This window comes from Ruicaihuangia caeni, from assembly GCF_029952955.1.
Taxonomy (GTDB): domain Bacteria; phylum Actinomycetota; class Actinomycetes; order Actinomycetales; family Microbacteriaceae; genus Ruicaihuangia; species Ruicaihuangia caeni.
Genome location: NZ_JASATX010000003.1, coordinates 461826 through 484026, shown reverse-complemented (window position 1 = coordinate 484026; position 22201 = coordinate 461826). Strand labels below are relative to the sequence as shown.

Sequence of the window (22201 nt, the reverse complement as noted above, 5' to 3'; positions counted from 1 at the left end):
GCTACTACCGTGAGATCAACTCCCAGAACCAGTCGGCTCTGGGAGAACTCGCCCTCCACTAAACCCGGGGCGATTCACAACGCGAGTTTCCTGAGTTCAAGTGGCTTGACCTTGAAGCGCTCGCGTGTCGGCTCTTTCCCCATCGCGAAGTGGTGGGAGTCAAGTTCTTCACCGCCGCGCTTAAACCACTAACTAATGATCCCGGCATTGGCCAACGGCAACAGGTCTATTGGCGAGCGCTCCGAACAACGAACGTCGAAATCATCGAGGGCAAGTTCAACTTCGTGAAGCAACACCTGCCGGTCCACCCTCAAGAAGTCGGCGAGGATGGGCGCGTACTCACAGTTTGAGTCAAGCGACCGGAGGAAAAAGGCAGCGACGTCGCCCTCGCATCTCATCTCATCGTTGACGCGTTGGAAGATCGTGCCGACTCGTTCGCGGTAGTTACGAATGACTCTGATCTGGTTCCACCCCTGGAACTATTGAGCTCCCGCGGGAAGGCCCTTGCGCTGGTATCCGTGGCCCACGCGCGGTACAACAAAGCGTTCGAGAGAGCAGGCCTCGAAACCGTGCGACAGATCCGTCGCGGAACGCTCTCCGCTTTCCAGTTCGCACAACAGATTCGAGACAGCCAGGGACGGACCATCAATAAACCGCCGTCTTGGCCGTGAACGAAGCAGGCCCCCGATTTCTCGGGGGCCGCGCCCGGTAGCCGAAGCATCCGGGTGGTTATGCCAATATCATACCGCACGCATGTCATAAGTGTCCGCAAGACGAGGACTAAACCGTTCAGTCGCGAGGCACTGGTGCGCCGATCACCGCTGAGCCTCGCCACGACAGTTGCGGGATGTGCCGGTGTCGAAGGCACCAGAGGCTCGGCTCACCAGATGCTGACGCGCTGCGCCTCATCGAGCCACAGCTCATCGCTCTCGCGCACGTCGAACGCGTCATAGAACGCGTCGATGTTCCGCACGATCTGATTGCAGCGGAACTCGGCCGGCGAGTGCGGGTCGATCGCGAGGAGCCGGATCGCCTCCTCGTCGCGCACCTTGAGCTGCCAGGCCTGCGCCCACGACAAGAAGAAGCGCTGCGCGCCAGTGAGCCCATCGACCACCGGCGGCTCAGCGCCGTCGAGGGACAGCAGGTAGGCCTTCCACGCGATCGAGAGGCCCCCCAGGTCTCCGATGTTCTCGCCGATGGTGAGCTCGCCGTTCACGTTGTGCCCGTCGAGCTGCTTCGGAACGAGGGCGTTGTACTGCTCGATGAGCGAACCGGTGCGCTGCTCGAAGGCCTGCCGATCGGCGTCCGTCCACCAGTCGATGAGTCGCCCGTCCCCGTCGAACCGCGACCCCTGATCGTCGAAGCCGTGGCCGATCTCGTGACCGATGACCGCGCCGATCGCGCCGTAGTTCGCGGCGGCGTCGCGCGAGTCGTCGAAGAAGGGGTACTGCAGGATCGCCGCGGGGAACACGATTTCGTTGAACCCGGGGTTGTAGTAGGCATTCACGGTCTGCGGGGTCATGAACCACTCGTCGCGGTCGATGGGCCGGCCGATCTTCGCGAGCTCGCGCTGGAACTCGAACTCGCCGGCCGCACGCACATTGCCGACGAGATCGCCCTCGTCGATCGGCAGTGCGGAGTAGTCACGCCACTTGACCGGGTACCCGATCTTCGGCGTGAACTTGCCGAGCTTCTCGAGGGCGCGGACGCGGGTCTCGTCGGTCATCCAGTCGAGCCCGGTGATGCTCTGTCGATAGGCCTCGACGAGGTTGGCCACCAACTCGTCCATGGCGTGCTTGGCCTCGGGCCTGAAGTGCCGATCGACGTAGATGCGGCCAACGGCTTCGCCGAGTGCGCCCTCGACCAGCGAGACACCGCGCTTCCAGCGCGCCCGGATCTCAGGCGTGCCTGTGAGCGTCTTGCCGTAGAAATCGAAGTTCTCGTCGACGAAGCGCTTCGGCAGATAGGGAGCGAACGAGCGCACGACCTGCCACCGTGCCCAGTCGCGCCAAGCGTCGAGCCGCTCGGCGTCTGCGACGAGGCCCGCGAGTCCCTCGCTGAAGCTCGGCTGCCGCAGCACCACCTCGTCGAAGGTGCCGGCCGGAGCGTCCAGCGCGGCGAGCCACCCCCCGAACAGGTCTGGCAGATCGCGCCATGCGGTCAGGTTGTAGGTGGCGCGACTGTCGCGCGAGCGCACGTTGTCCCAGTGGTGCGAGGCGAGCGCGGTCTCGAGCTCCGTGACCCGGGCGGCACGAACGCCGGCGTCATCGAGGCCGGCGAGCGACAGCATCCGTTCGACGAACGCCGTGTACTGGGTGCGGATGCCGCTGAACTTCTCCTCGCGGTAGTACGACTCGTCGGGCAGCCCGAGGCCGCCCTGCTCGATGAAGACGAGGTAGCGCTCGGGGTCGCCCGGGTCGTTGTCGACGAAGAGCTGGAAGAAGCCGGAGGCGCCCTGCCTCTCGAGCCTGGCGACGACCTCGAGGAGCCGCGTCGACGAGTCAATGGTGTCGATCTCTTCGAGCAGCCCCGTGATCGGCGCCACGCCGAGCTGTTCGATGCGCTCCTCATCCATGAAGCTGGCGAACAGATCGCCCACCTTGCGCGCCTCAGTACCGGGCTCGGCCGACTGCGCCTCGATGATGATGTCGCGCACCGCCTGCTCCGACGCTTCCGCCAGGAGCGTGAACGAGCCGTACCGCGCCTTGTCGGAGGGGATCTCGGTGCGATCGATCCATCGGCCGTTCACATGCCGGAACAGATCGTCTTGCGGCCGAACGGCCGGGTCGAGCTCGTCGAGGGCGATACCGGATGGCTGCGTCATTCCCCCACCCTAGCCAGCGCGCTGGCGCGCCTGCGCTGGGGGTGAAGGCGATTTCTGGCCTTAGCTGCGCCGGCTAGCGCTGGGCGCCGTCTTGGCGCCAGGGACCGCCGCGGCGCCAGCGCTCAGCGCCGTCTCGGCGCCAGGAGCAACGCCTCGCGAGAAAAGATGCCGCTCGGCGTGCGAGCCGCGCCGGGGTTGCTCCCTTGCGCTCCAGTACTCTCAGGCGAGCAATCGTCACGCACTGTTGCCCTCGGCATCCGATTGCCTCCTGTTCAAGCACTCTGTTCATCACTTCACGACCAAGGAATCCCCCTATGGCCCTGCCCTGGAAGCTTCACGGAGACGGCAAGGCCGTCGCATCCTCTGAAGTCGTCAACCCCGAAGAGCGGCTCAGCTGGCCGCGCACCATCGGCTTCGGCGCGCAGCACGTGGTCGCGATGTTCGGCGCGACCTTCCTCGTACCGCTGATCACCGGATTCCCGCCGAGCACGACGCTGCTGTTCTCGGGCATCGGAACGCTGCTGTTCCTGATCATCACGGCCAACCGCCTGCCGAGCTACCTCGGTTCGTCGTTCGCGTTCATCGCGCCCATCACCGCTGCTGTCGCGGCGGAAGGACGGGGTGCGGCGCTGGGCGGCGTCATCGTCGTCGGCGCGCTCCTCGCGATCGTCGGCCTCGTGGTGCACCTCTCGGGCACCGGCTGGATCAACGCGCTGATGCCCCCGGTCGTGGCCGGCACCATCGTGGCGCTCATCGGGTTCAACCTGGCGCCCGCCGCCAAGCAGAACTTCGAGGCCTCGCCGCTCATCGCCTCGATCACGCTGCTCGCCGTAGTGCTGGTCGCGGTGCTGTTCCGCGGCATGATCGGCCGACTCTCGATCGTGATCGGCGTCGCGGTCGGCTACCTCGTGGCCGTCGCCATGGGCGAGATCGACTTCACCCCGGTGGCCGAGGCCGCGTGGGTCGGCCTGCCCGAGTTCACCACACCGGTCTTCGATGTGAGCTTCCTGCCCCTGTACCTGATGTTCCTGCCTGTGGTGCTCGCACTGATCGCCGAGAACGTCGGCCACGTGAAGGGAGTCGGGCAGCTCACCCAGCGCGACCTCGACCCGCTCACGGGGCGCGCGCTGCTCGCCGACGGTGTGGCGACCGTGCTCGCCGGAGTCGGGGGCGGCTCGCCCACCACCACGTACGGCGAGAACATCGGCGTCATGGCAGCGACGCGCGTCTACTCGACCGCCGCGTACTGGGTGGCCGGAATCACCGCCATCTTGCTCGGGCTCTCGCCCAAGATCGGCGCGCTCATCTTCACGATTCCGCAGGGAGTGCTCGGCGGCATCACCACGGCGCTGTACGGTCTGATCGGCATCATCGGTGTGCGCATCTGGGTCGAGAACAAGGTCGACTTCGCCAACCCGAAGAACCAGCTCGCCGCCGGTGTGGGCCTCATCGTGGCGATCGCCGACTTCACCATGAACGCCGGCTCTGTGACCTTCTCGGGCATCGTGCTCGGCACCGTCGCGACGCTCGTCGTGTACCACCTCATGAACGGCCTCGGGCGGTGGCGCGGCACCGCGTGATGCGAAGGGCGTGAGGCGGAGCGCGTGACGGATGCCGGGAGCCACACCTTCGGCATCCGTCGCCCTGCGGCGTTCGCCGCCCCGCTCAGTGGGGCTCGCGCGCCGCCGCCGTTTCCGCGCTGCCACCGTTTTTGCGCCACCTAGTGGGGTCCGCGCCACTTCTACGTGGCGCGGAAGCAACCAACCGGCGCGCACGTCGCGACGCACCGGCCGACGGCACGCGACCTCCGCGGCGCACCAGCCGACGGCATCCGCCGCCTCACCAGCGCTTCTCCGCGGCACCCTCTCGCCCTTCGCGCGCCACCTAGTGGAGTCCGCACCACCTCAACGTGGCGCGGAAGCGACCAAGTGGCGCGCACGTCGGCTGGCGCACCGGCCGACGGCACGCGGCCTCCGCGGCGCGCCAGCCGACGGCATCCGTCGTCCTAGGCTCGAGGGGTGCGCCGCCTCGACCGTGACATCATGCGGTTGGCCGTGCCCGCGCTCGGGGCGCTGATCGCCGAGCCGCTGTTCCTGCTGACCGACACCGCGATGGTGGGCCACCTCGGCGCTGAGCCGCTCGCGGGCCTCGGCATCGCGGGCGCGATCCTGCAGACCGCGGTCGGGCTGCTCGTGTTCCTCGCGTATGCCACGACGCCGACAGTCGCCCGCCGGCTCGGTGCGGGCGACCGGGCAGGGGCGATCAGCGCCGGCATCGACGGCATGTGGCTGGCGCTCTTCATCGGCGTCGTGCTCATCGGACTGGGGGCACTCACGATCGCCCCGCTCGTCGCGGCCTTCGGAGCCGACGGGGCGGTCTCCGAGTCCGCCGCCGTCTACCTCGGCGTCTCGCTCTGGGGGCTTCCGGCGATGCTGCTGGTGATCGCCGCGACCGGGCTGCTGCGGGGGCTGCAGAACACGCGAACCCCGCTGGTGGTCGCCACGGTCGGATTCGCCGCGAATGCCGGCCTCAACGCCGTGTTCATCTACGGCTTCGGATGGGGCATCGCTGGTTCGGCCGCCGGCACGGTTGTGGCGCAATGGGGAATGGCCGCCGTGTACATCGTGATCGCGGTGGGAGGAGCGCGCGCGGAGGGCGCATCGTTGCGCCCAGGGCTCGTCGGCGTCGGGGGAGCGCTGCGCTCGGGCGGGTGGCTGCTGCTGCGCACGGCGTCGCTGCGGGCGGCGATGGTCGCGACCGTCGTGGTGGCGACGTCGTTCGGGGTCGCCACGCTCGCCACCATGCAGGTCGCGCTGACCATCTTCTCGACCATGGCCTTCGCGCTCGACGCGCTGGCCATCGCGGGCCAGGCGCTCATCGGCCATGCACTCGGAGCCGGCGAAGCGGAGCGAGCGCGAGAAGTCACACGGCGCCTGGTGCGCATGGGACTGCTCGGCGGCGGCGCGCTCGCGCTGTTGGTCGCAGCCTTGAGCCCGGTGCTCGCGCCGGTGTTCACAAGTGACCCGCGGGTGGGCGCCTGGCTCGCTCCGGTGGTGCTGCTCATGGCGGCCGGTCTGCCACTCGCAGGGTATGTGTTCGTGCTCGACGGGGTGCTCATCGGTGCCGGGGATGCCCGCTACCTCGCCATCACCGGGCTCGTGAACGTCGCGATGTACGCACCGGTGCTGGTCGCGCTCGAGGTGCTGCGGCCCGAGGGCCTGGCCGCGCTGCTCTGGCTCTGGGCGGCCTTCGGCTTCGGCTACATCGGCGCGCGGGCGCTGACGCTCGGCATCCGCTCTCGCAGTGACCGCTGGATGGTGGTCGGCGCGCGCTGACGCAGCCGGTCGCGCGGGCTCGCGGCCGTCCCGGCGGGGAGTTCTCGCGAGGGTTTGGTGCACCAGGCCCCGGTCGACGTCTGAGTTCTCGCGAGGGTTTGCTGCGCCAGGCCCCGGTCGACGTCTGAGTTCTCGCGAGGGTTTGCTGCGCCAGGCCCCCCGGTCGACGTCTGTGTTCTCGCGAGGGTTTGCTGCGCGTGCGCGGGTTGCAACCCTCGCGGGTGCGGCAAACCCTCGCGAGAAGGGGAAGGCCCCGCGGGCACAGAGCGCCAGGTCCAGGGGTCGCGGGTCAGGCGGGGGCCGCGCATCGCGGGCGGCGTGGGAGCAGGGGTCGCGGATGCTGCGCCACGCCCAGGCAGGTGCAGGATGTCGCGGGCTCTGGCACCAGCAGGCCCCGCACCAGGCCGGGGCAAGCCTGCGCGTGGTTCTGGCCAGCGGGCTCGAATACACTCGTGGGGTGCGTCTCGTGGTTGCTCGGTGTTCTGTGGATTACGCGGGACGCCTGAGCGCTCATCTGCCGCTCGCAACCAGGTTGCTCATGCTCAAGAGCGACGGCAGCGTGCTCGTGCACAGCGACGGCGGCAGCTACAAGCCGCTCAACTGGATGAGCCCGCCCTGCACGATGAGCGTCGTCGAACCGGATGCCGACCAGGTCGACGCCGGAGTCGCAGAGATCTGGCGCGTCTCGCAGTCGAAGACCGGCGACGTGCTGCTGCTCAGCATCCATGAGGTGCTGCACGACTCCGAGCATGAGCTCGGAGTGGACCCAGGCCTGCAGAAGGACGGCGTCGAGGCGCACTTGCAGAAGCTCCTCGCAGAGCAGATCGATGTGCTCGGGGATGGCTACTCGCTCGTGCGCCGCGAGTACATGACGGCGATCGGACCCGTCGACATTCTGGCGCGCGACCACCAGGGCGCCAGCGTCGCCGTCGAGATCAAGCGTCGCGGCGACATCGACGGCGTAGAGCAGCTCACCCGCTACCTGGAACTGATGAACCGCGACCCCCTGCTCGCACCGGTGCAGGGAGTGTTCGCCGCGCAAGAGATCAAGCCTCAAGCGCGCACGCTCGCGATCGACCGCGGCATCCGCTGCGTCACGCTCGACTACGACGCCTTGCGCGGGCTCGACGACAGCCACTCACGACTCTTCTGACCCGGACTCTGCCATGGAAGCCATCACGACCGCCCTGCTGACAGCGGCGATCGTCGTGGGGATCGTGGCGGCGGGCGGGATGCTGCTCGGCATCGTGCTCGTGGCGCGCCGGGCGAAGCGCCGCCACATCGACGACCAGACGGGAAGCCGCGCACTCGAGCTTCGCGCCGGCAGTGCCCTCGTGCAGCTCGACGATGCGATCCGCGAGGCGGAGGACGAGCTCGCCTTCGCCTTCGCCCAGTTCGGCGCGCCGGCGATCGAACGCTTTCGCGTGGCGGTCGCGCAGGCCAAGGAGGCGGCTCGCGAGGCGTTCCGGCTGCAGCAACTGCTCGACGATGAGGTGCCCGACACGCCTCGGGAGCGCCGCGAATGGGCGACCCGCATCGCGGCGCTGTCGACCACCGCGACAGAACGCCTGAGTGCCGAGACGAAGGACTTCGAGGCCCGGCGGCAGCGCGAAGTCGATGCAGCCGGCGAGCTCTCGCACGTGCGGCGCGCGATCGAGCAGGCGCGATCGCGCCTCGCCGCCGAGCGCGAAAGGGCGCCCGGCGAGCTCAGCCAGGACGACCGCGCCGTGCTGTCTGCCGCGACACGCGAGCTTGACGGCGCCGTGGCGGCTGCCGACTCGGCCGCCGGTGCCATCGCCGAGGCGGTGGTCACTCGTCCGGCGGGCCCTGCGCTACGCGAGAGCGAGCGTGCATTGGCGCGAGCAACCGCACACCTGGAGACCGTCGCGCGAGCTCGACTCGGGCGGGCGGAGACGCGCCGCAGCCTCGACGATGCACTGCGCCACGCCGCAGGGTTGCGGGCTGAAGCGGCGAAGCTGCGCGACGCGCACGAAGAGGCAGCGCAGCGCGACCGCATCAATGCCGCGATCACCCGACTCGACGACGCGACCACCGCTGCTCAGAGCAACGCCTCCGCGGACTCCCGCGAGTCGCTCGGTCGTGTGCAGGCGGCCGCAGACTCGCTCGACGCCGCGCTCGGTGCAGCCCGAAGCGCGCAGCAGCGCCTCGAACAGGCCCGGGCGGCGCTCGACGGAGCTCGACGCCAGGCGCGCAGCGAGCTGCAAGCGGCATCCGATTTCATCTCCGCCAACCGCCGCGTCATCGGCGCCGCGGCGCGCACGCGTCTTGCCGAGAGCGAGCGCCATCTCGCGCTCTCCGAGGCCGAGTCCGACCCGGTGGCTGCCCTCGACGAGGCTCGGCGAGCTCGCAGCCGGGCGATGGATGCCGACGCGCTCGCCCGCTACGACGTCATGCAGCGGCGCGGCTGACCGTCGCCCTCGCGGTTCGGCGCGCGTTCGCCGCTCCGCCAGGCACCTAGGCTTGTCTCGCCATGAAGTACACCTGCATCCTGCTGGACCTCGACGGGACCATCACCGACTCAGCCCCCGGAATCATCGACACGCTGGGCTGGACCCTCGAGCAGATGGGGCTCCCGGTGCCGAGCCGCGAAGAGATGCTGCACTGGGTGGGCCCTCCGATCATGGACTCCTTCAGGGACCGCGCGGGTCTGACCCCGGCCGAGGCCGATCGCGCGCTCGAGATCTACCGCGAGAAGTACCTCGATGTCGGCGCGTACGACTCCGCGCTCTTCGCTGGGATGCCTGCACTCATCCGTGACATCCACCGGCGGAACGTGCCGGTCTCGCTCGCGACGAGCAAGCCCGAGATCCCGGCGACGCTGATGCTCGAGCACTTCAACCTGGCACAGTACTTCACCGTGATCACCGGCGCCTCGGCCGACGAGGTGCGAAGCGCCAAGGCCGACGTGGTGGAGGAGGCGCTTCGCCGGCTGGAGTCGATGGGCCACGACACGAGTCGCCCCATCATGGTGGGCGACCGCATCTACGACATCGAAGGAGCCGCGGCCCACGGCATCCCGACGATCATCGTCGATTGGGGTTACGGATTCGAAGAGGAGCGCGGCGACGCGATCGCCGTCGCGAAGACGCCGACCGACCTGGCGCACCTGCTCTTCAACTGAGCCGCTCGTTGGCCTCGACACACCACCTGTTGAGGCATGAAGCGCACGGCATCCCTGGCCTACTTAGGTGTATGCGCGCGCGATGCGGATGTGGCGCTGCTGCATGAAGCCCTGGAGACCCTCCGGTCCGAGCTCGCGCCCAAAACCCGACATCTTCCAGCCGCCGAACGGCGCGTGCAGCTCGGTGACGTCGTTCACGTTGACGCCCACACCGCCGGCCTCGATCCGCTCAGCCACTGCCCAGGCTCGGTCGAGGTCGCGGCCGTATACATAGGCGGCCAGCCCGGCATGGGTGTCGTTCGCGAGCGCCGCGACCGAGGCCACGTCGGTATCGGCCGGCATCCGGTGTACCGCGACGACCGGCCCGAACGTCTCGTCGCGCATGACGCGCGCGCCGCGCGGCACACGGTCGAGCACGGTCGGCTCGAAGAACGTGCCGCGTTCGAACGCCGTGCCGGCCGGCACGCGACCGCCGCTGACGACACGCGCGCCCTGGTCGAGTGCGTCGGCGATGTGGCTGCGCGCGACGTCGATGACCGCGGCCGTGGTGGTCGGCCCGCCCGTGACCTCGGGGGTGAGGCCGTGACCCAGCCGGATCGCCCGTGCGTGCGCCGCCACCGCGTCGACGAACTCGTCGGCGACCGATTCGGCGACGAGGATGCGGTTCACGGCGATGCAGATCTGGCCAGCGTTCGAGAACGAGCGCCGCGCGGCGGCCGCCGCGGCGACGTCGACATCCGCGTCGTCGAGCACGATGAACGGGCTCTGCCCGCCGAGCTCGAGCGAGACACGCTTGAGGGTCGACGCCGCGCCACGCATGATCGCCTGCCCGGTGCGGGTCGAGGCGGTCGCGGTAATCATGGCGATACCCGGGTGCGCGGTGAGAGCTTCACCGATGTCGGCTCCACCAGGCAGATCAGCGAGCACGCCGGCCGGCACTGCGGCGTCGTGCAGGCATTCAACGAACAGGCCCACGGCAAGTGGCGTCTCAACGGGAGGCTTCACGATCACGGTGTTGCCTGCGGCGAGCGCCGGCGCGACCTTCCAGGCGTAGAGGTCGACCGGGTAGTTCCACGGCACGATCGCCCCGACCACGCCGAGCGGAGCCCATTCGACGATCGAGCGGATGTCGGGGCGCTGCGAGGCGCGGATGCTGCCCGTGACCCGCTGCGCCTCCTCGGCGTAGTAGTCGAGCACGACCGCGCCGAAGAGGATCTCTTTGCGGCTGTCGCCGAGCGGCTTGCCCTGCTCGCGCGTGAGCGCCTCGGCGATGGCGTCGACGCGCTCACGGACGAGCGCCGCAGCGCGGTGCAGGATGCTGGCCCGCTCACCCGACGGGGCGGCGGCCCAGGCTGCCCCGCTGCGCTTCGCCGCACCGACCGCGACGTCGACGTCTTCGGCGGTGGCGAGCGCCGACGTGCCCACGAGCTCGCCCGTGGCCGGGTCGTGCACCTCGATCGAGCGGCCGAGGGCGCCGGCGCGCCACGCGCCGTCGAGATACAGCGCGCGGGCGGTCACTTCACCACCGGTGCCGAGAACTCGCGGTTGCGCAGGCGGCGCCACAGCTCCGCATAGTTGCGGTCGTTCTGCTGGTGCGCGAACTTCGTGCGGTTCGAGTTGGTGTTCACCATGATCATCGGCGTGATGCCGCGCGAGACAAGCTCGGCCGCGGTCGACGCGTTGATCGCGTGCGACACCGCGACGGCGATCGAGGTCGATGTCGGACCGACCGGCTCTTCGAGCCCGTCGATGAACTGCGAGGCGTCTTCGAGCGGGATGCCGGTGTCGACTGTGACGTCGGCAACCTCGTAGAGGCGCTTGCCGCTCGAGTGCCGGCTCGCCACCTGCGACGAGTGCGGCACGCTCGTGACCGCAATCACCTTGAGCCCTCGCTCTTTGAACTCGACCGCCATGTCGAGGATCACCGCGTTGATGCCCGAGTGGCTGAAGAGGATGATCGAGTCGCCGTCCTTCAGCTGGTGCGAGCGCAGGATCGCCTTGCCGTACCCCTCCTGCGTGTGCATGAAGCGGTACTGCGCAGTGCCCTGGTCACCGAGCACGTGGTGCATGAGCGCGATCGACGACTCGACGATCGGTCGGAATCCGGTGACGCCGCCCGTCCGCGGGAACGACTCGAGCGCAGCGAAGCCGCCATGACCGGTGCCAAAGGTGAACACGAGCCCGTCGCCCGCGATGGAGTCGGCGCAGATCTTCGCGGCGGCTGCGATCTCTTCGGCCTGCGTATCACGCACGCGGGCGAGCTTGGTCATTACGTCTGAGAGATAGTCCTGTCCGATGGTCATACGAATTCCCTTTCGTCGGTCGCCGCGGCTGGCGCGGATGTCTGTGCCGCGGCGGCGGCAGTGTGAGCGGCGGCCGCGAGCCCCGCTAGGCCAATGCGCAACAGCTGTGTTTCGGCCTCGCGACGCACGGCTGGGTCGAGCGTGTCGTTCGTCGCACCGGCGACGCTCGCGAGGCACATGGACGCGACCTGCACACCGAGCGCTCGCCCAGCGACGAACAGCGCGCTCGTTTCCATGTCGGTAGCGATGACGCCCGTGCGGGCGAGGTCACGGTACCGCTCGGCGACGCCGGTCGTGCCAGATCCTGTCTCGAACATCTCGGTGTAGAAGCCGTCGAACGTGGCGAAGATGCCGGTGCGCAGCGACGCGCCATGGGCGGATGCCGCACTCTCGAGCGTGCGCGTCAGCCCAGCATCCGCGATCGCTGGGTATTCGATAGGCAGATAGGTGGTCGATGTCGACTCGCCGCGCACTGCGCCATGCGCGACCACGATGTCGCCCAAAGCCGTGTCACCGACCGTCATCGCCGTGCCGAGCCGCACGAAGCGGCGCACGCCGAGCTGCGCGAGCTCGTGCAGCACGACCGTCGCGATCGGTGCGCCCATGCCGAAGGCGCTCACTGTGATGCGGGCGCCGTCGAAGAATCCGGTCGCGGTGGTGAGACCGCGGTCTTCGTTGAGCACGACGGCATCGTCGAGCAGCTCGGCGGCGAGGTGCACTCGGCCGCGATCGCCCACGAGCACCGCGGAGTCGCCGACGTCATCGGCTCCGCATCGGAGATACCACGCGTGGTCAGGCATCAGGAGGTCTTCCTCTCGTAGGGGTGTGCGGCAGCGGTGCGCCGAGTGGTCAGCAGCTTATGAACGGCACCGGCGGCGGTGCGAAGGTGCGCGGTGATGGCCTCGTCGCCCATCGAGGCGAGCGGACCGGCCTGCGCGAGTCGCGCGGCGAGGGTGCCGACGAAGGTGTCGCCCGCGCCGGTCGTGTCGATGTCGCTCACCCGCTCGACCGCGACGATGCCCGAGCGCTCGGCCGCGCCCTGCGCACCGGTGAGCGTCCACGCCAGTCCTGCGGCGCCACGGGTCTCGACGACGAGCGTGCCGGGGCTCACGCTACGCTCGGGGGCGACTCCGTTGAGCGAGACGAAGTCGCGTTCGGCCGCGCTGAAGCTCACGAGCTGCGCTCGGCGCAGCAGCATCCGCATCAGCTTGTCGTCGTAGGCGTCGGCGTCGCGCTTCACCGCCCAGGCGAGCCCGGCGGATGCCGGCAGCGTCTCGAGCACGTCGAGCGCGAGCCGGCGGGGCGCCACCGTAAGCACGACCCACTCGCTCGCCTGCAGCACGGTGCGCTGCGTGTCGGTGAGTCGCTGCGGGTGGCAGTCGCCCGGGTCGAACAGGCAGATCGCTCCGCCCGACTCGATCTCGACGAGGGTCGACGAGGGCGTGCGGCCGGCAGTCTGCGCGACGCCGTCGTGAGGAGCGGGCCACGACGGGGTGCCGGCGCGCCAGCGATCGCCCCCGGCATCCGCGCCGACCCAGCTCACGGTCGCCGTGGGCGCTCCGGTCGCGGCCATCGCCCGCGCGATGTGCGCCACGCCGCCAACGGCGGGCGTCTCGGCGGGGATGGTCACGATGCTAGTCGCGTCGACGCCGGCGAACTCGGCCACGGCCAGGCGCGAGTCGAGGCTCGCATAGCCGACGGCGGCCAGTCGCGGCCCGCGCTGCGGGGTCGCGTCGGTGGGGGTCACAACGCGTCCAGCGCCTGTTGCAGGCTCGGCACGCGGCCGAAGTACCGCTCGATGTCTTCGAGGCTCGCCTCGGCCAGGTGCGGACGGTTCGAGTTGGTCGCCTCGCGCGGCACCCACACGTCGAAACCGCCGGCGAACGCGTCTTGCGCGGTCGCGCGGATGCACACGTTCGTCTTCACGCCGGCGATGACCACCCGGCGGATCCCCTGCTCGCGAAGAAGCAGGTCGAGGTCGGTCGCGTAGAAGCCCGAGTACCGTCGCTTGGGCACTTCGACCTCGCGTGCGTCGAACCGCGGCTCGAAGCCGGGCACGTAGGCCGTGTCGGTGTCGCCGATCTCGTGATGGCGCGGCAGCTTGCGGAACTCGAAGTCGTCGAGGCCCGGGTAGTGCCGTTCCACCGCGTGCACGACGAGCGTGCCGCGTTCGCGCGCTGCGGCGAGCAGTTGGGCGATCGCGGGCAGCGCGTCGTTCGCCTCGGGGTAGGCGTTGGGCTGGCCGGGTTCGAAGAACGACGCGATTACGTCGACGAGGATGAGCGCCGTGGGCACGCGCTCGGTGTTCTCCGTCATGGTCGCTCCATCCCTCAGACGGCGAACTGGCCCAGGCGTGCCGGAGTGGCGTTGGACTTCGTCGTCATACTTGACCGCTTGTCCGGTCAAGTTACCCTTGAACCCAGCCGTTGCGCAACTCGCCCGCCGATTGACGACCGCTCGCATCCGCAGAGCGGTCACGGCCGGGCGGCCGCCCCGTCCGCCGCGCACGGCAGCCGAACCGAGGAGTGCATCGATGAGTGGTCACCGGATGTCGCGGCTTCATGACGAGCGAGCACAGCCCGGCGGCCAGTCGCCCTACCGCGTCGACATCGAGCGCATCCGGTTCTCGCCGTACTACTCGCGTCTCTCGGCGGTGACGCAGGTGATCTCGCAGCCCGGCGCGGGCGCGCAGATCCACAACAGGCTCACGCACTCGATCAAGGTGACCGCGGTCGCGCGGTCGATCGGGGTGCGGCTTCGCGGCGAGCTCGAGGCCGCCGACCTCCCCGATGCGCCGCCGATCGAGCCGGTGGTGGTGCAGGCCGCCGCCGCGGCGCACGACCTCGGGCACCCGCCCTTCGGCCACCTCGGCGAGTCGGTGCTCGATCGCCTGGCGCGCGAGACGCTCGGGCTCGCCGACGGCTTCGAGGGCAACGCGCAGACGTACCGCATCGTCACCGCGCTGGACGTGATCGACGAGGCCGAGCGCGGGCTGAACCTCACTTCGGCGGTGCGCACCGCGGTGGCGAAGTATCCATGGACGAGCACAACGGATGCCGAAGCACTCGGTGCCGAGTCGCGCCGCGGCATCCGTCGTCACGGCGATCGTCTCGAGATCCGCAAGCACTCGGCCTATGTCATCGACGCGGCCGACCTCGAGGCAGCCCGGGCAGACCACGGCGGCTTGCGCCCGTTCGAGCAATCGGTCGAGTGCGCCATCATGGACGTCGCCGACGACATCGCCTACTCGGTGCACGATGTCGAAGACTTCCACCGCGCCGGCCTGCTGGGGCATGCGACGATCGCGGCCGAGTTCCGCGGCTGGCTCGACGCGACCAGCGAATGGGCGCGCGCCGGCGCCGGCGAGCTCACCGACACCCAGGCGCCAGGGGCCGGTCTTGAGGCCCTGAGGCGCAAGCTGCGCCGAGACGACGCGTGGATCGCCGACGACCACGCGTTCCACGCCTCCGTCGCCGCGGTCGGCGCCGACCTCGTCGACTCGCTGCTCGCGCGGCCCTTCGACGGCTCGCTCGAATCGGAACGGCTGCTCGCCTCATTCACCGCCCGCTGGATCGCACGGCTGCAGGATGCCGTCGTGTTGGTGCCACGCCCGGTGTCGCGCTCGGGCCCGGTCTCGCTCGACGTGCAGCCCTGGCACGAGGTCGAGGTGCTGAAGTTCATCCACAAGCGGTTCGTGCTCAGCCGCCCGGACCTCGCGATCTACCAGCGCGGCCTCGGCCGGGTGCTCGTGCGCTCGGTGAACTCGCTCATGGCCTGGCTCGACGACGCCGACGACCGGGAGCGGGCGCCCCGGCGGCTGCGAGATCTCATCGCACTTGCACACGACGGCTACCGCGCGCTCGACGCCGAGCGGCTCGCGACCGCCGACCTCAGCGGCACGCCGAGCCGCGACCGGCTCGCCTGCGCGCGGGGCGTTCTCGACTACGTGGCGTCGCTCACCGACAACCAGGCGCTGGCGCTCGCCGAGGCAATCTCTGGCCGCACCGACCGGCTCTGGGAGATCGGCCAGAGCCTCTAGCCTCGAGCCTCGAGCCTCCAGCACCCTCAGCACCGTCAGCCGGACGAATGCAGCAGGCGCCGGCCGTCGCCACAATCCGCTCTGCGCATCGTGACACGGCCGGCGCCTGCCGGGGCTCAGAGACTCAGCACGAGGAGGCGCTGGCCGAGAGCAGCGTCTTTACATCGGCCTCGCCCAGGTTGTCTTTGGTGACGACCTTGATCGGGGTCTGCTTCATGTGCTGCACCGCACCGTCGGTGAGTGCCGCATGCGCCTCGACGACCGCGTCGTAGCCCATGACGGCGGGCTGCTGCGCGATGAGCGCTGACGCGAGGCCCTCTTCGAGCAGCTCGACCTCAGCGGGCGCGGTGTCGAAGCCGACGAGCACGATCTCGCCGCCGCGCTCTGAGGCGCGCAGGGCGGTTCCCGCACCGATCACGCCGTCTTGGTAGACGACGTACACGCCGGCGAGGTCGGAGTTGGCTGCGAGCGCGGCGTTGACGATCTGCGTCGCCTTCGCGGGGTCGGAGTTCGAGTACTGCACTTCGAGCACGTTCACCTGCGGGTGCTCCGACGCCATGCGCTCGAGGAAACCATTGGTGCGCTGGTCGGCGGCGCTCGAACCGGGTGCGGCGCCGTCGACGAGCACCGTGCCCTTGCCGCCGATGAGCTCGGCCATGACGTCGGCCGCCTCGGCACCCGCCACCTCGTTGTCGGTCGCGACCGCTGAGGCGACGAGGTGGGCGTCCGCCTCGTCGAGCGTCTGGTCGACCGTGACGACGGTGATGCCGGCATCCACCGCCTGCTGGATGGGGGCCACGAGTACGGTCTGGTCGGTCGGCACGACCACGATCGCGTCAGGCTTGGTCGAGGTGGCGGCGTTGAGCAGCGAGGTGCTCTCGATCGGGTCCCACGCGGGCGGGAACTGCACGCTCAGCTCGATGCCGAGCTCGGTCGCCGCCTTCTTGGCGCCGCAGGAAAGCGCCTCGTAGTAAGGGCCTCCGCTGCCTGTGATAAGTGTCATTTCGAGCGAATCGTCGCTCTCGCCAGCCGTGTTGCCGGGCGCCGTCGAGGCGCACCCTGCCAGCACGAGGGCGCTCAGCGAGGCGATGCCGAGTACGACGGTGTACTGCTTTTTCATGCGTTCTCCTTGCAGGAAATGGTTGGTGGTGCGAGGACCAAGGGGCAGCTCAACCACGGCGGCGCGCGCGGTGCAGGTACACCGCGGCGACGAGGATCGTGCCGACTACGATCTGCTGCCAGAACGGCTGCACATCGACGATGACGAACCCGTTTCGCAGCACGACGGGAATGAACACGCCGATCACCGATCCGAGAACGGAGCCCATGCCGCCAAACGGGCTATTGCCGCCGAGAATCACTGCGGTGTATGCATCAAGCATGTCGGAGCCGTGACCGGCGATCGTCGTGGTCGAGAAGCGCGCGAGAGAGAGGTACCCGGCGAGCCCGTAGAGCGCTCCGGCGAGCGCGAACACCGCGATTTTCTGCGCGACGACGCTCGTGCCCGACCGGCGCAGCGCCTCGAGGCTCGACCCGATCGCGATCGTGTTGCGGCCGAACACGGTGTGCCTGAGCATCATGCCGATGACGATCGCGATCACGGCGGCGATCACGGCGAGCCATGGGATGTTCGAGAACGCATTGCCGTTGCCGAGGCCCATCACGAGCGAGCGCGGCACGTTGCGCACATCGACGCCGTTCGTGAGCAGCAGCGCGATGCCCTGCGCCACGCCGAGCATGCCGAGCGTGACGATGATCGACGGCACGCCGAAGCGTGCGACCACGATTCCGGATGCCGCCCCGCAGGCGGCGCCGGTGAGCACACCGACCACGAGCCCGAGCAGCAGCGACCCCGCCGAGTCACCGAGGGCGCTCATCGTCAGGGCGCTGACCACGCCCGAGAGCACGAGCACCGAGCCGATCGAGAGGTCGAAGTCGGCCATGGCGAGAATCAGCGTCGCCCCGACCGCGAGCACCGTGAGCACGCTCACGTCGAGCAGGATGTTGCGCCAGTTCATTGCGTTCGCGAACGACTCGGAGTCGGCGGCTGTGAACACGGCGCACAGCAGCACGAGCACGCCGAGCAGCAGCATCTGCGGCGACCAGAGCCGATCCTTCACGCTGCTGCGCGTGCGGCCCGTGCCGGGGCGAGCGAGGGTAGTCGTCTCGTTCATGCCGCGCGGCCTCCTTCTTTCGCGCCCGTCATGTAGTCGACGAGCTCGCGCACGCTCGATGACGCAGGGTCGAGCTCGGCGGCATCCCGCCCCTGGCGAAGCACGACGATGTCGTCGGCGATCTCGAGCACCTGCGGCAGGTCGTGGCTGATGACGAGCACCGCGATGCCGCGCGCCCGGATGCCGCGGATGAGCGCGACGACCTTCTCGGTCTGCACCACGCCGAGGGCCGCGGTCGGCTCGTCGAAGATGACCAGTCGCGACGCCCAGATCGATGCGCGGCAGACTGCCACACCCTGCCGTTGACCGCCCGAGAGCCCGATCACGGGTTTGTCGATGTCTTGCACCGTCATGCCGAGCGCGTCGAACGCGGCTTGCGCCTCGTGGCGCATGCGCTTGCGGTCGATCACGCCGAGCCGCCCGAGAAGGCCGGGCTTGCGCAGGTACCGGCCGAGGAACAGGTTCTCGACCGAGCTCATGTCTGGGGCGACGGCGAGGTCTTGGTAGACCACCTCGATGCCGGCGGCGTGCGCATCGGCCGGCTTCGTGAAGCTGTGCTCACGCCCCTCGAGCAGAATCGAGCCGCTCGTCGGACGCTGCACGCCCGAGAGCACCTTCACGAGCGTGCTCTTGCCGGCGCCGTTGTCGCCGACCAGCGCCGTGATGCGGCCGGGTCGCAGTCGCAGGTTCACCCCGCGCAGGGCGTGCACGTGACCGAACGACACCGCGAGGTCACGGGTCTCGATGAGGTACTCGCTCATCCGATCGACCGCCGCCGTCATGCCGGCAGCTTCAGGTTGCCGTTGTCGAGGATCTCGATGAACGGCGCGTACGCGACCTCCCACGGATGCCCGTCGGGGTCGAGGAAGTAGCCGGAGTACCCGGGGTATCCGCCCCAGTCCTGCAACGAGGCCGCCTTGTGCAGGGTCGCGCCCGCGGTGACCGCGCGCGCCAGGATCGCGTCGACGTCGGCCTCGTCGTGGCCGTTGACCGCGAGCGTCACGCCGCCGAACTCGCCCGGGGCACGCGCGGCGGTGCGCAGGCCCGAATCGCCCTCGAGGATGCCGGTCGGCACGAGCCCGAGCACGGTGCTCGGGGTGAGCACGAAGGTGCACATGGCCGGATCGGATGCCGGCGACACCGGCCAGCCGAGCGCCGTGTAGAAGTCGATCGAGCGCTGGAGGTCGGTCACGCCGAGCGTGACGATCGTGATCGAGTGACCGCGCGGAGCGGCAGAGGGGTCAGGGGCGTGCATCGGGTGGTTCTCTTCCTTCTCGACGTCGAGATCTGCGCGGTCACGCGCCGTCCGGGCGCTCAGCCGAGCGCTTCGGGGGCAAGCCTCACGGTGTAGCGGTAATGCGAGCCGAGATAGCGGGCATGCGCGAACTCGATGAGCGTGCCGCTCGGACCACGCGACTCGCGCACCGCCTCCATGAGCGCGGCGCCCGGCTCGACTTCGAGCAGGCCGGCATCCCGGGCATCGGCGTTGATCGCTCGGAGGGTCTCTTCGCCCGCCTCTACCGCGAGACCGTGCCGGCGCAAGAGGTCGTAGAACGAGAACCCGGGCGTCGCGGCGCGCTCGGCGGTGAGTCCGATCTCGGTCGCGAGGCGCGCCGAGACCACGGTGCGGTGCAGGCCGACCGGGGTGCCGTCGACCGAGCGCAGCCGCTCGACGACGACGATGCGCTCCTCGCGCCCGAACGGCGACTCGGGGCGACCGGCGTCGCCGGGGGCGAACTCGCTGTAGCCGAGCAGCCGGTTGCCGGGCACGAGACCCAGGCTCTCGATGTGCTCGCTGAAGCCGGTGAGCTCTGGCAGGGCGCGCTCCATCGGGGGGCTGCTGACGAAGCTGCCGCGACCCTGGCTGCGAACGACCCGACCGCGCTCGATCAGCAGATCGAAGGCCTTGATCACCGTGGCCCGCGAGACGCCGTTGTGCGAGGCCAGCACATTCTCGCTGGGGAGCAGGTCGCCGGGGGCCATTCGCTGGTCTGCGATGAGCGCCTGCAACGCGTCGGCAAGCTGCACGTAGAGCGGGAAGCCCCCGTTCGTGCGGTCCAGACTCAGTCGCATGGTGTCAATCTCCATCGGTTGACCAGTTGTCCGTTCAAGTTACAAGAATGACGACCCCGGGTCAACACGCTAGTGTCGCGTGCGGTTCCCGGGGTCGTGTGAGCCTGTCGTCGGCCGGGGTGAGCCTGGCTGGTCGGGCTGGGCGGGGAGCCGGCGAGCGGCTCGCCCGGCTCGCGGGCGGGCTGCGGATCCCGCGGCTACGCGACCTCTTGCTGCACGACGTTCCGCAGCACCCCGAGCTCTCCGATCTCGACCTCGACGACGTCGCCGTCGATCAGCATGCGCGGCGGATCGCTGAAGAGGCCGACACCGCCAGGCGTTCCCGTCACGATCACATCGCCGGGTCGCAGAGCGGTGAAGCCGGTCACATGCGCCACCAGTTGGGGCACCGTGAAGATGAGGTCGCCGAGCAGCGCCGACTGCCGTGTCTCGCCGTTGACCCGCGTCTCAAGGCGCAGACCGTCGAAGTCATCGACGTCTGCCACCGGCACGAAATACGGACCGAATGCGCCGGTCGCAGGGAAGTTCTTCCCGGGAGTCCACTGCGTGGTCGCTCGCTGCCAGTCACGCACACTGAAGTCATTGAACGCGGCCATGCCCGCGATGTGGCGCCAGGCATCAGCCTCGCTCACCTTGTGGGCGGGTGAGCCGATGATGATGGCGAGCTCGCCTTCGAAATCGAACTGCTCCGTGGTGGCGGGCCGGATCGTCGGCTGGTCATGCCCGAGGAGCGTGTCGGCGAACCTGGTGAACACCGTCGGGGCGCTGACCTCTGCGCGACCGGTCTCTTCGCGGTGGGTCTTGTAGTTCACGCCGATGCAGAGGATCTTCGCCGGGTCGGGGATCACCGGCAGGAACGCGACGTCGCGCTCGGGAATCGCCGGCAACGTCTGCAGGCTGATGCGCTCGTGGTCGAGCAGGCCCTCCGCGATCGCGTCCTTCAGCGAGTCAGCGAGGTTGGCGCCGCTCGGTCCGAGGTCGTAGAGCGCGCCGTCTACGGCTGCACCCCAAGTGTCGGAACCATCGGGGGTGGTGAAGCTGGCGAATCTCATCGGTTCTCCTGTCGTCATGGTGATTCGTAGTGATGCGGATGCCGCGGCGCGGCGGCTCCGTTAGCGTGAGGTGCGCACGGCACGGCCAGCGCACACGGCGAGCGCGAGCGAGATCGCGCACAGCAGCCAGAGCGAGAAGTTCCAGTCGCCTGACCACGATTGCAGGGCTCCCGCGAGCGCGGAGACGGACGCGCCGAGCACGTAGCCCACCCCCTGACTCGTGGCAGAGAGCACGCTCGAGCCAGGGCGCTCATTGCGCACGAGCAGGTACATCGAGATGCCGAAGATCCCCGTCTCAGCCACTCCGATGACCGTCACGAGCAGCCACGCCAGTGAAGGCTGCCCGAGCGTGAATCCGGCCATCGCTGCGGCGAGCAGCACTCCGCCCGCGATCGCCGAGCCGAGGAGCAGGCGAGGGCGCTTCGCGATAGTGCCGAGCAGCATCGTGGGTAGGAATCCGGCGACGTTGAACCAGGCGAGCAGGGCGCCGGCATCCGCGGCATCCACTCCTTGCGACTGGAGCATCACAGGCAACCATGCGATCACTGTCGCGTACACCATCGCCATGAGAGCGAAGGTCGCGACCACCGAGATGTTGAGGCGCCATGTGCGGCTCGCGTCGGTGACAGGCGGTGCAGCCCGCAATGGCAAGCTCGTACGGCGGCCTCGCTCGCGGACGACCACCACGAGCATCCCGAGCGCTGCGACGAGTGCCGAGATCGACCACATCCCGAGCGCGGGCGTGAGCTCGTTCCCTGCGAGTTTGTAGACGGGAATGGCGATCCAGGCGCCCGTGGCCGCACCGATGCCGAACATGGTCGTCGTCACGCCGATCCAGAACGGGGATGCCGCGATCGAGCGCAAGAACGGCGGGATCAGCACACTGCCGAACATGATGGCCACCCCGCCGGTGAAGGTCGCGGGCAGCAGCAGAACGTCAACACTCGCGCGAAGCCAGAGGGAGAGCGAGAGCACGACCATCGCAGCGAACAGCGTGGTCTCGACTCCGAGCCTTCTCATGACCACCGGAACGAGTGGCGCCGTCACGCCGAACGACGCGATCGGCAGCGAAGAGAGCAGCACCACTTCGACAGTCGTCAGCTGTTGGTGTTCGGCGATGGTGTCGAGCAGGGCGGCGACCGAGGTGATCGCAGGGCGCAGGTTCAACCCGACCAGGGCCGCTGCGATCAGCCCGAGGATCAGGCGACCGTCGGTCTCGCGGCTTGCCATTCGCGGGTCGGGGCGTTCCAGCATCCGTC

The 22201-nt window shown here is 69.2% G+C and carries 19 protein-coding genes and 1 pseudogene; 7 read left to right on the top strand and 13 right to left on the bottom strand.

The window, feature by feature from the left end; genetic code table 11:
- Nucleotides 1-377: 377 nt before the first annotated feature.
- A pseudogene (locus QF206_RS12485) lies at nucleotides 378-671 on the top strand (PIN domain-containing protein); the annotation flags it as partial.
- 209 nt (nucleotides 672-880) lie between these two features.
- On the opposite strand, the gene QF206_RS09785 reads toward QF206_RS12485, so the two are convergent.
- Nucleotides 881-2824 carry a M13 family metallopeptidase gene (locus QF206_RS09785; RefSeq protein ID WP_281489031.1) on the bottom strand — a complete coding sequence of 648 codons (1944 nt, stop codon included), beginning with the start codon at nucleotides 2822-2824 and terminating at the stop codon, nucleotides 881-883.
- A gap of 314 nt (nucleotides 2825-3138) precedes the next feature.
- Here QF206_RS09785 and QF206_RS09780 point away from each other — a divergent pair, with 314 nt between their 5' ends.
- From QF206_RS09780 to QF206_RS09760, 5 genes are all read left to right on the top strand, one after another.
- Entirely contained in the window at nucleotides 3139-4404 is a 1266-nt protein-coding gene (locus QF206_RS09780) for a uracil-xanthine permease family protein (protein WP_281489030.1), read from the top strand.
- A gap of 462 nt (nucleotides 4405-4866) precedes the next feature.
- Complete coding sequence (locus QF206_RS09775) at nucleotides 4867-6159, top strand: MATE family efflux transporter (RefSeq protein ID WP_281489046.1); 1293 nt, start codon at nucleotides 4867-4869, stop codon at nucleotides 6157-6159.
- A 457-nt stretch (nucleotides 6160-6616) separates the two neighbouring features.
- Nucleotides 6617-7312 carry an endonuclease NucS gene (gene nucS, locus QF206_RS09770; RefSeq protein ID WP_281489029.1) on the top strand — a complete coding sequence of 232 codons (696 nt, stop codon included), beginning with the start codon at nucleotides 6617-6619 and terminating at the stop codon, nucleotides 7310-7312.
- Between the two features lie 13 nt (nucleotides 7313-7325).
- A complete protein-coding gene (locus QF206_RS09765; protein WP_281489028.1) occupies nucleotides 7326-8588 on the top strand; it encodes a coiled-coil domain-containing protein in 1263 nt (420 codons plus the stop codon).
- Between the two features lie 62 nt (nucleotides 8589-8650).
- Entirely contained in the window at nucleotides 8651-9301 is a 651-nt protein-coding gene (locus QF206_RS09760; RefSeq protein ID WP_281489027.1) for an HAD hydrolase-like protein, read from the top strand.
- A gap of 63 nt (nucleotides 9302-9364) precedes the next feature.
- On the opposite strand, the gene QF206_RS09755 is transcribed toward QF206_RS09760, so the two are convergent.
- The 5 genes from QF206_RS09755 to QF206_RS09735 are packed head-to-tail and all read right to left on the bottom strand — an operon-like array spanning nucleotide 9365 to nucleotide 13920.
- The gene (locus tag QF206_RS09755) at nucleotides 9365-10819 is read right to left on the bottom strand and encodes an aldehyde dehydrogenase family protein (RefSeq protein ID WP_281489026.1); all 1455 of its coding nucleotides are present in this window, start codon (nucleotides 10817-10819) and stop codon (nucleotides 9365-9367) included.
- A complete protein-coding gene (locus QF206_RS09750) occupies nucleotides 10816-11604 on the bottom strand; it encodes a sugar isomerase domain-containing protein (RefSeq protein WP_281489025.1) in 789 nt (262 codons plus the stop codon). Before QF206_RS09750 ends, QF206_RS09755 begins: the two co-directional genes overlap by 4 nt.
- Entirely contained in the window at nucleotides 11601-12404 is an 804-nt protein-coding gene (locus QF206_RS09745) for a nucleoside phosphorylase (protein ID WP_281489024.1), read from the bottom strand. The genes QF206_RS09750 and QF206_RS09745 overlap by 4 nt, the downstream gene beginning before the upstream one ends.
- On the bottom strand, nucleotides 12404-13351 hold the full coding sequence (locus QF206_RS09740) for a PfkB family carbohydrate kinase (protein WP_281489023.1): 948 nt from the start codon (nucleotides 13349-13351) through the stop codon (nucleotides 12404-12406). The genes QF206_RS09745 and QF206_RS09740 overlap by 1 nt, the downstream gene beginning before the upstream one ends.
- Nucleotides 13348-13920, bottom strand: coding sequence for a cysteine hydrolase family protein (locus tag QF206_RS09735; protein WP_281489022.1), 573 nt, complete (start codon nucleotides 13918-13920; stop codon nucleotides 13348-13350). Before QF206_RS09735 ends, QF206_RS09740 begins: the two co-directional genes overlap by 4 nt.
- Before the next feature lie 232 nt (nucleotides 13921-14152).
- Between QF206_RS09735 and QF206_RS09730 the strand changes: the two genes are divergently transcribed.
- On the top strand, nucleotides 14153-15643 hold the full coding sequence (locus QF206_RS09730; protein WP_281489021.1) for a deoxyguanosinetriphosphate triphosphohydrolase family protein: 1491 nt from the start codon (nucleotides 14153-14155) through the stop codon (nucleotides 15641-15643).
- Nucleotides 15644-15767: 124 nt separating this feature from the next.
- On the opposite strand, the gene QF206_RS09725 is transcribed toward QF206_RS09730, so the two are convergent.
- From QF206_RS09725 to QF206_RS09695, 7 genes are all read right to left on the bottom strand, one after another.
- On the bottom strand, nucleotides 15768-16763 hold the full coding sequence (locus tag QF206_RS09725) for an ABC transporter substrate-binding protein (protein WP_281489020.1): 996 nt from the start codon (nucleotides 16761-16763) through the stop codon (nucleotides 15768-15770).
- A 49-nt stretch (nucleotides 16764-16812) separates the two neighbouring features.
- Nucleotides 16813-17817, bottom strand: a complete 1005-nt coding sequence (locus QF206_RS09720) for an ABC transporter permease (protein WP_281489019.1) — start codon at nucleotides 17815-17817, stop codon at nucleotides 16813-16815.
- Entirely contained in the window at nucleotides 17814-18599 is a 786-nt protein-coding gene (locus QF206_RS09715; RefSeq protein ID WP_281489018.1) for an ATP-binding cassette domain-containing protein, read from the bottom strand. The genes QF206_RS09720 and QF206_RS09715 overlap by 4 nt, the downstream gene beginning before the upstream one ends.
- Nucleotides 18596-19072 (bottom strand): VOC family protein, encoded by a 477-nt coding sequence (locus QF206_RS09710; protein ID WP_281489017.1) that lies wholly within the window; start codon nucleotides 19070-19072, stop codon nucleotides 18596-18598. The genes QF206_RS09715 and QF206_RS09710 overlap by 4 nt, the downstream gene beginning before the upstream one ends.
- 59 nt (nucleotides 19073-19131) lie before the next feature.
- Complete coding sequence (locus tag QF206_RS09705) at nucleotides 19132-19890, bottom strand: GntR family transcriptional regulator (RefSeq protein ID WP_281489016.1); 759 nt, start codon at nucleotides 19888-19890, stop codon at nucleotides 19132-19134.
- Between the two features lie 197 nt (nucleotides 19891-20087).
- Nucleotides 20088-20942 (bottom strand): fumarylacetoacetate hydrolase family protein, encoded by an 855-nt coding sequence (locus tag QF206_RS09700; RefSeq protein ID WP_281489015.1) that lies wholly within the window; start codon nucleotides 20940-20942, stop codon nucleotides 20088-20090.
- Nucleotides 20943-21002: 60 nt separating this feature from the next.
- On the bottom strand, nucleotides 21003-22196 hold the full coding sequence (locus QF206_RS09695; protein ID WP_281489014.1) for an MFS transporter: 1194 nt from the start codon (nucleotides 22194-22196) through the stop codon (nucleotides 21003-21005).
- Nucleotides 22197-22201: the final 5 nt, after the last annotated feature.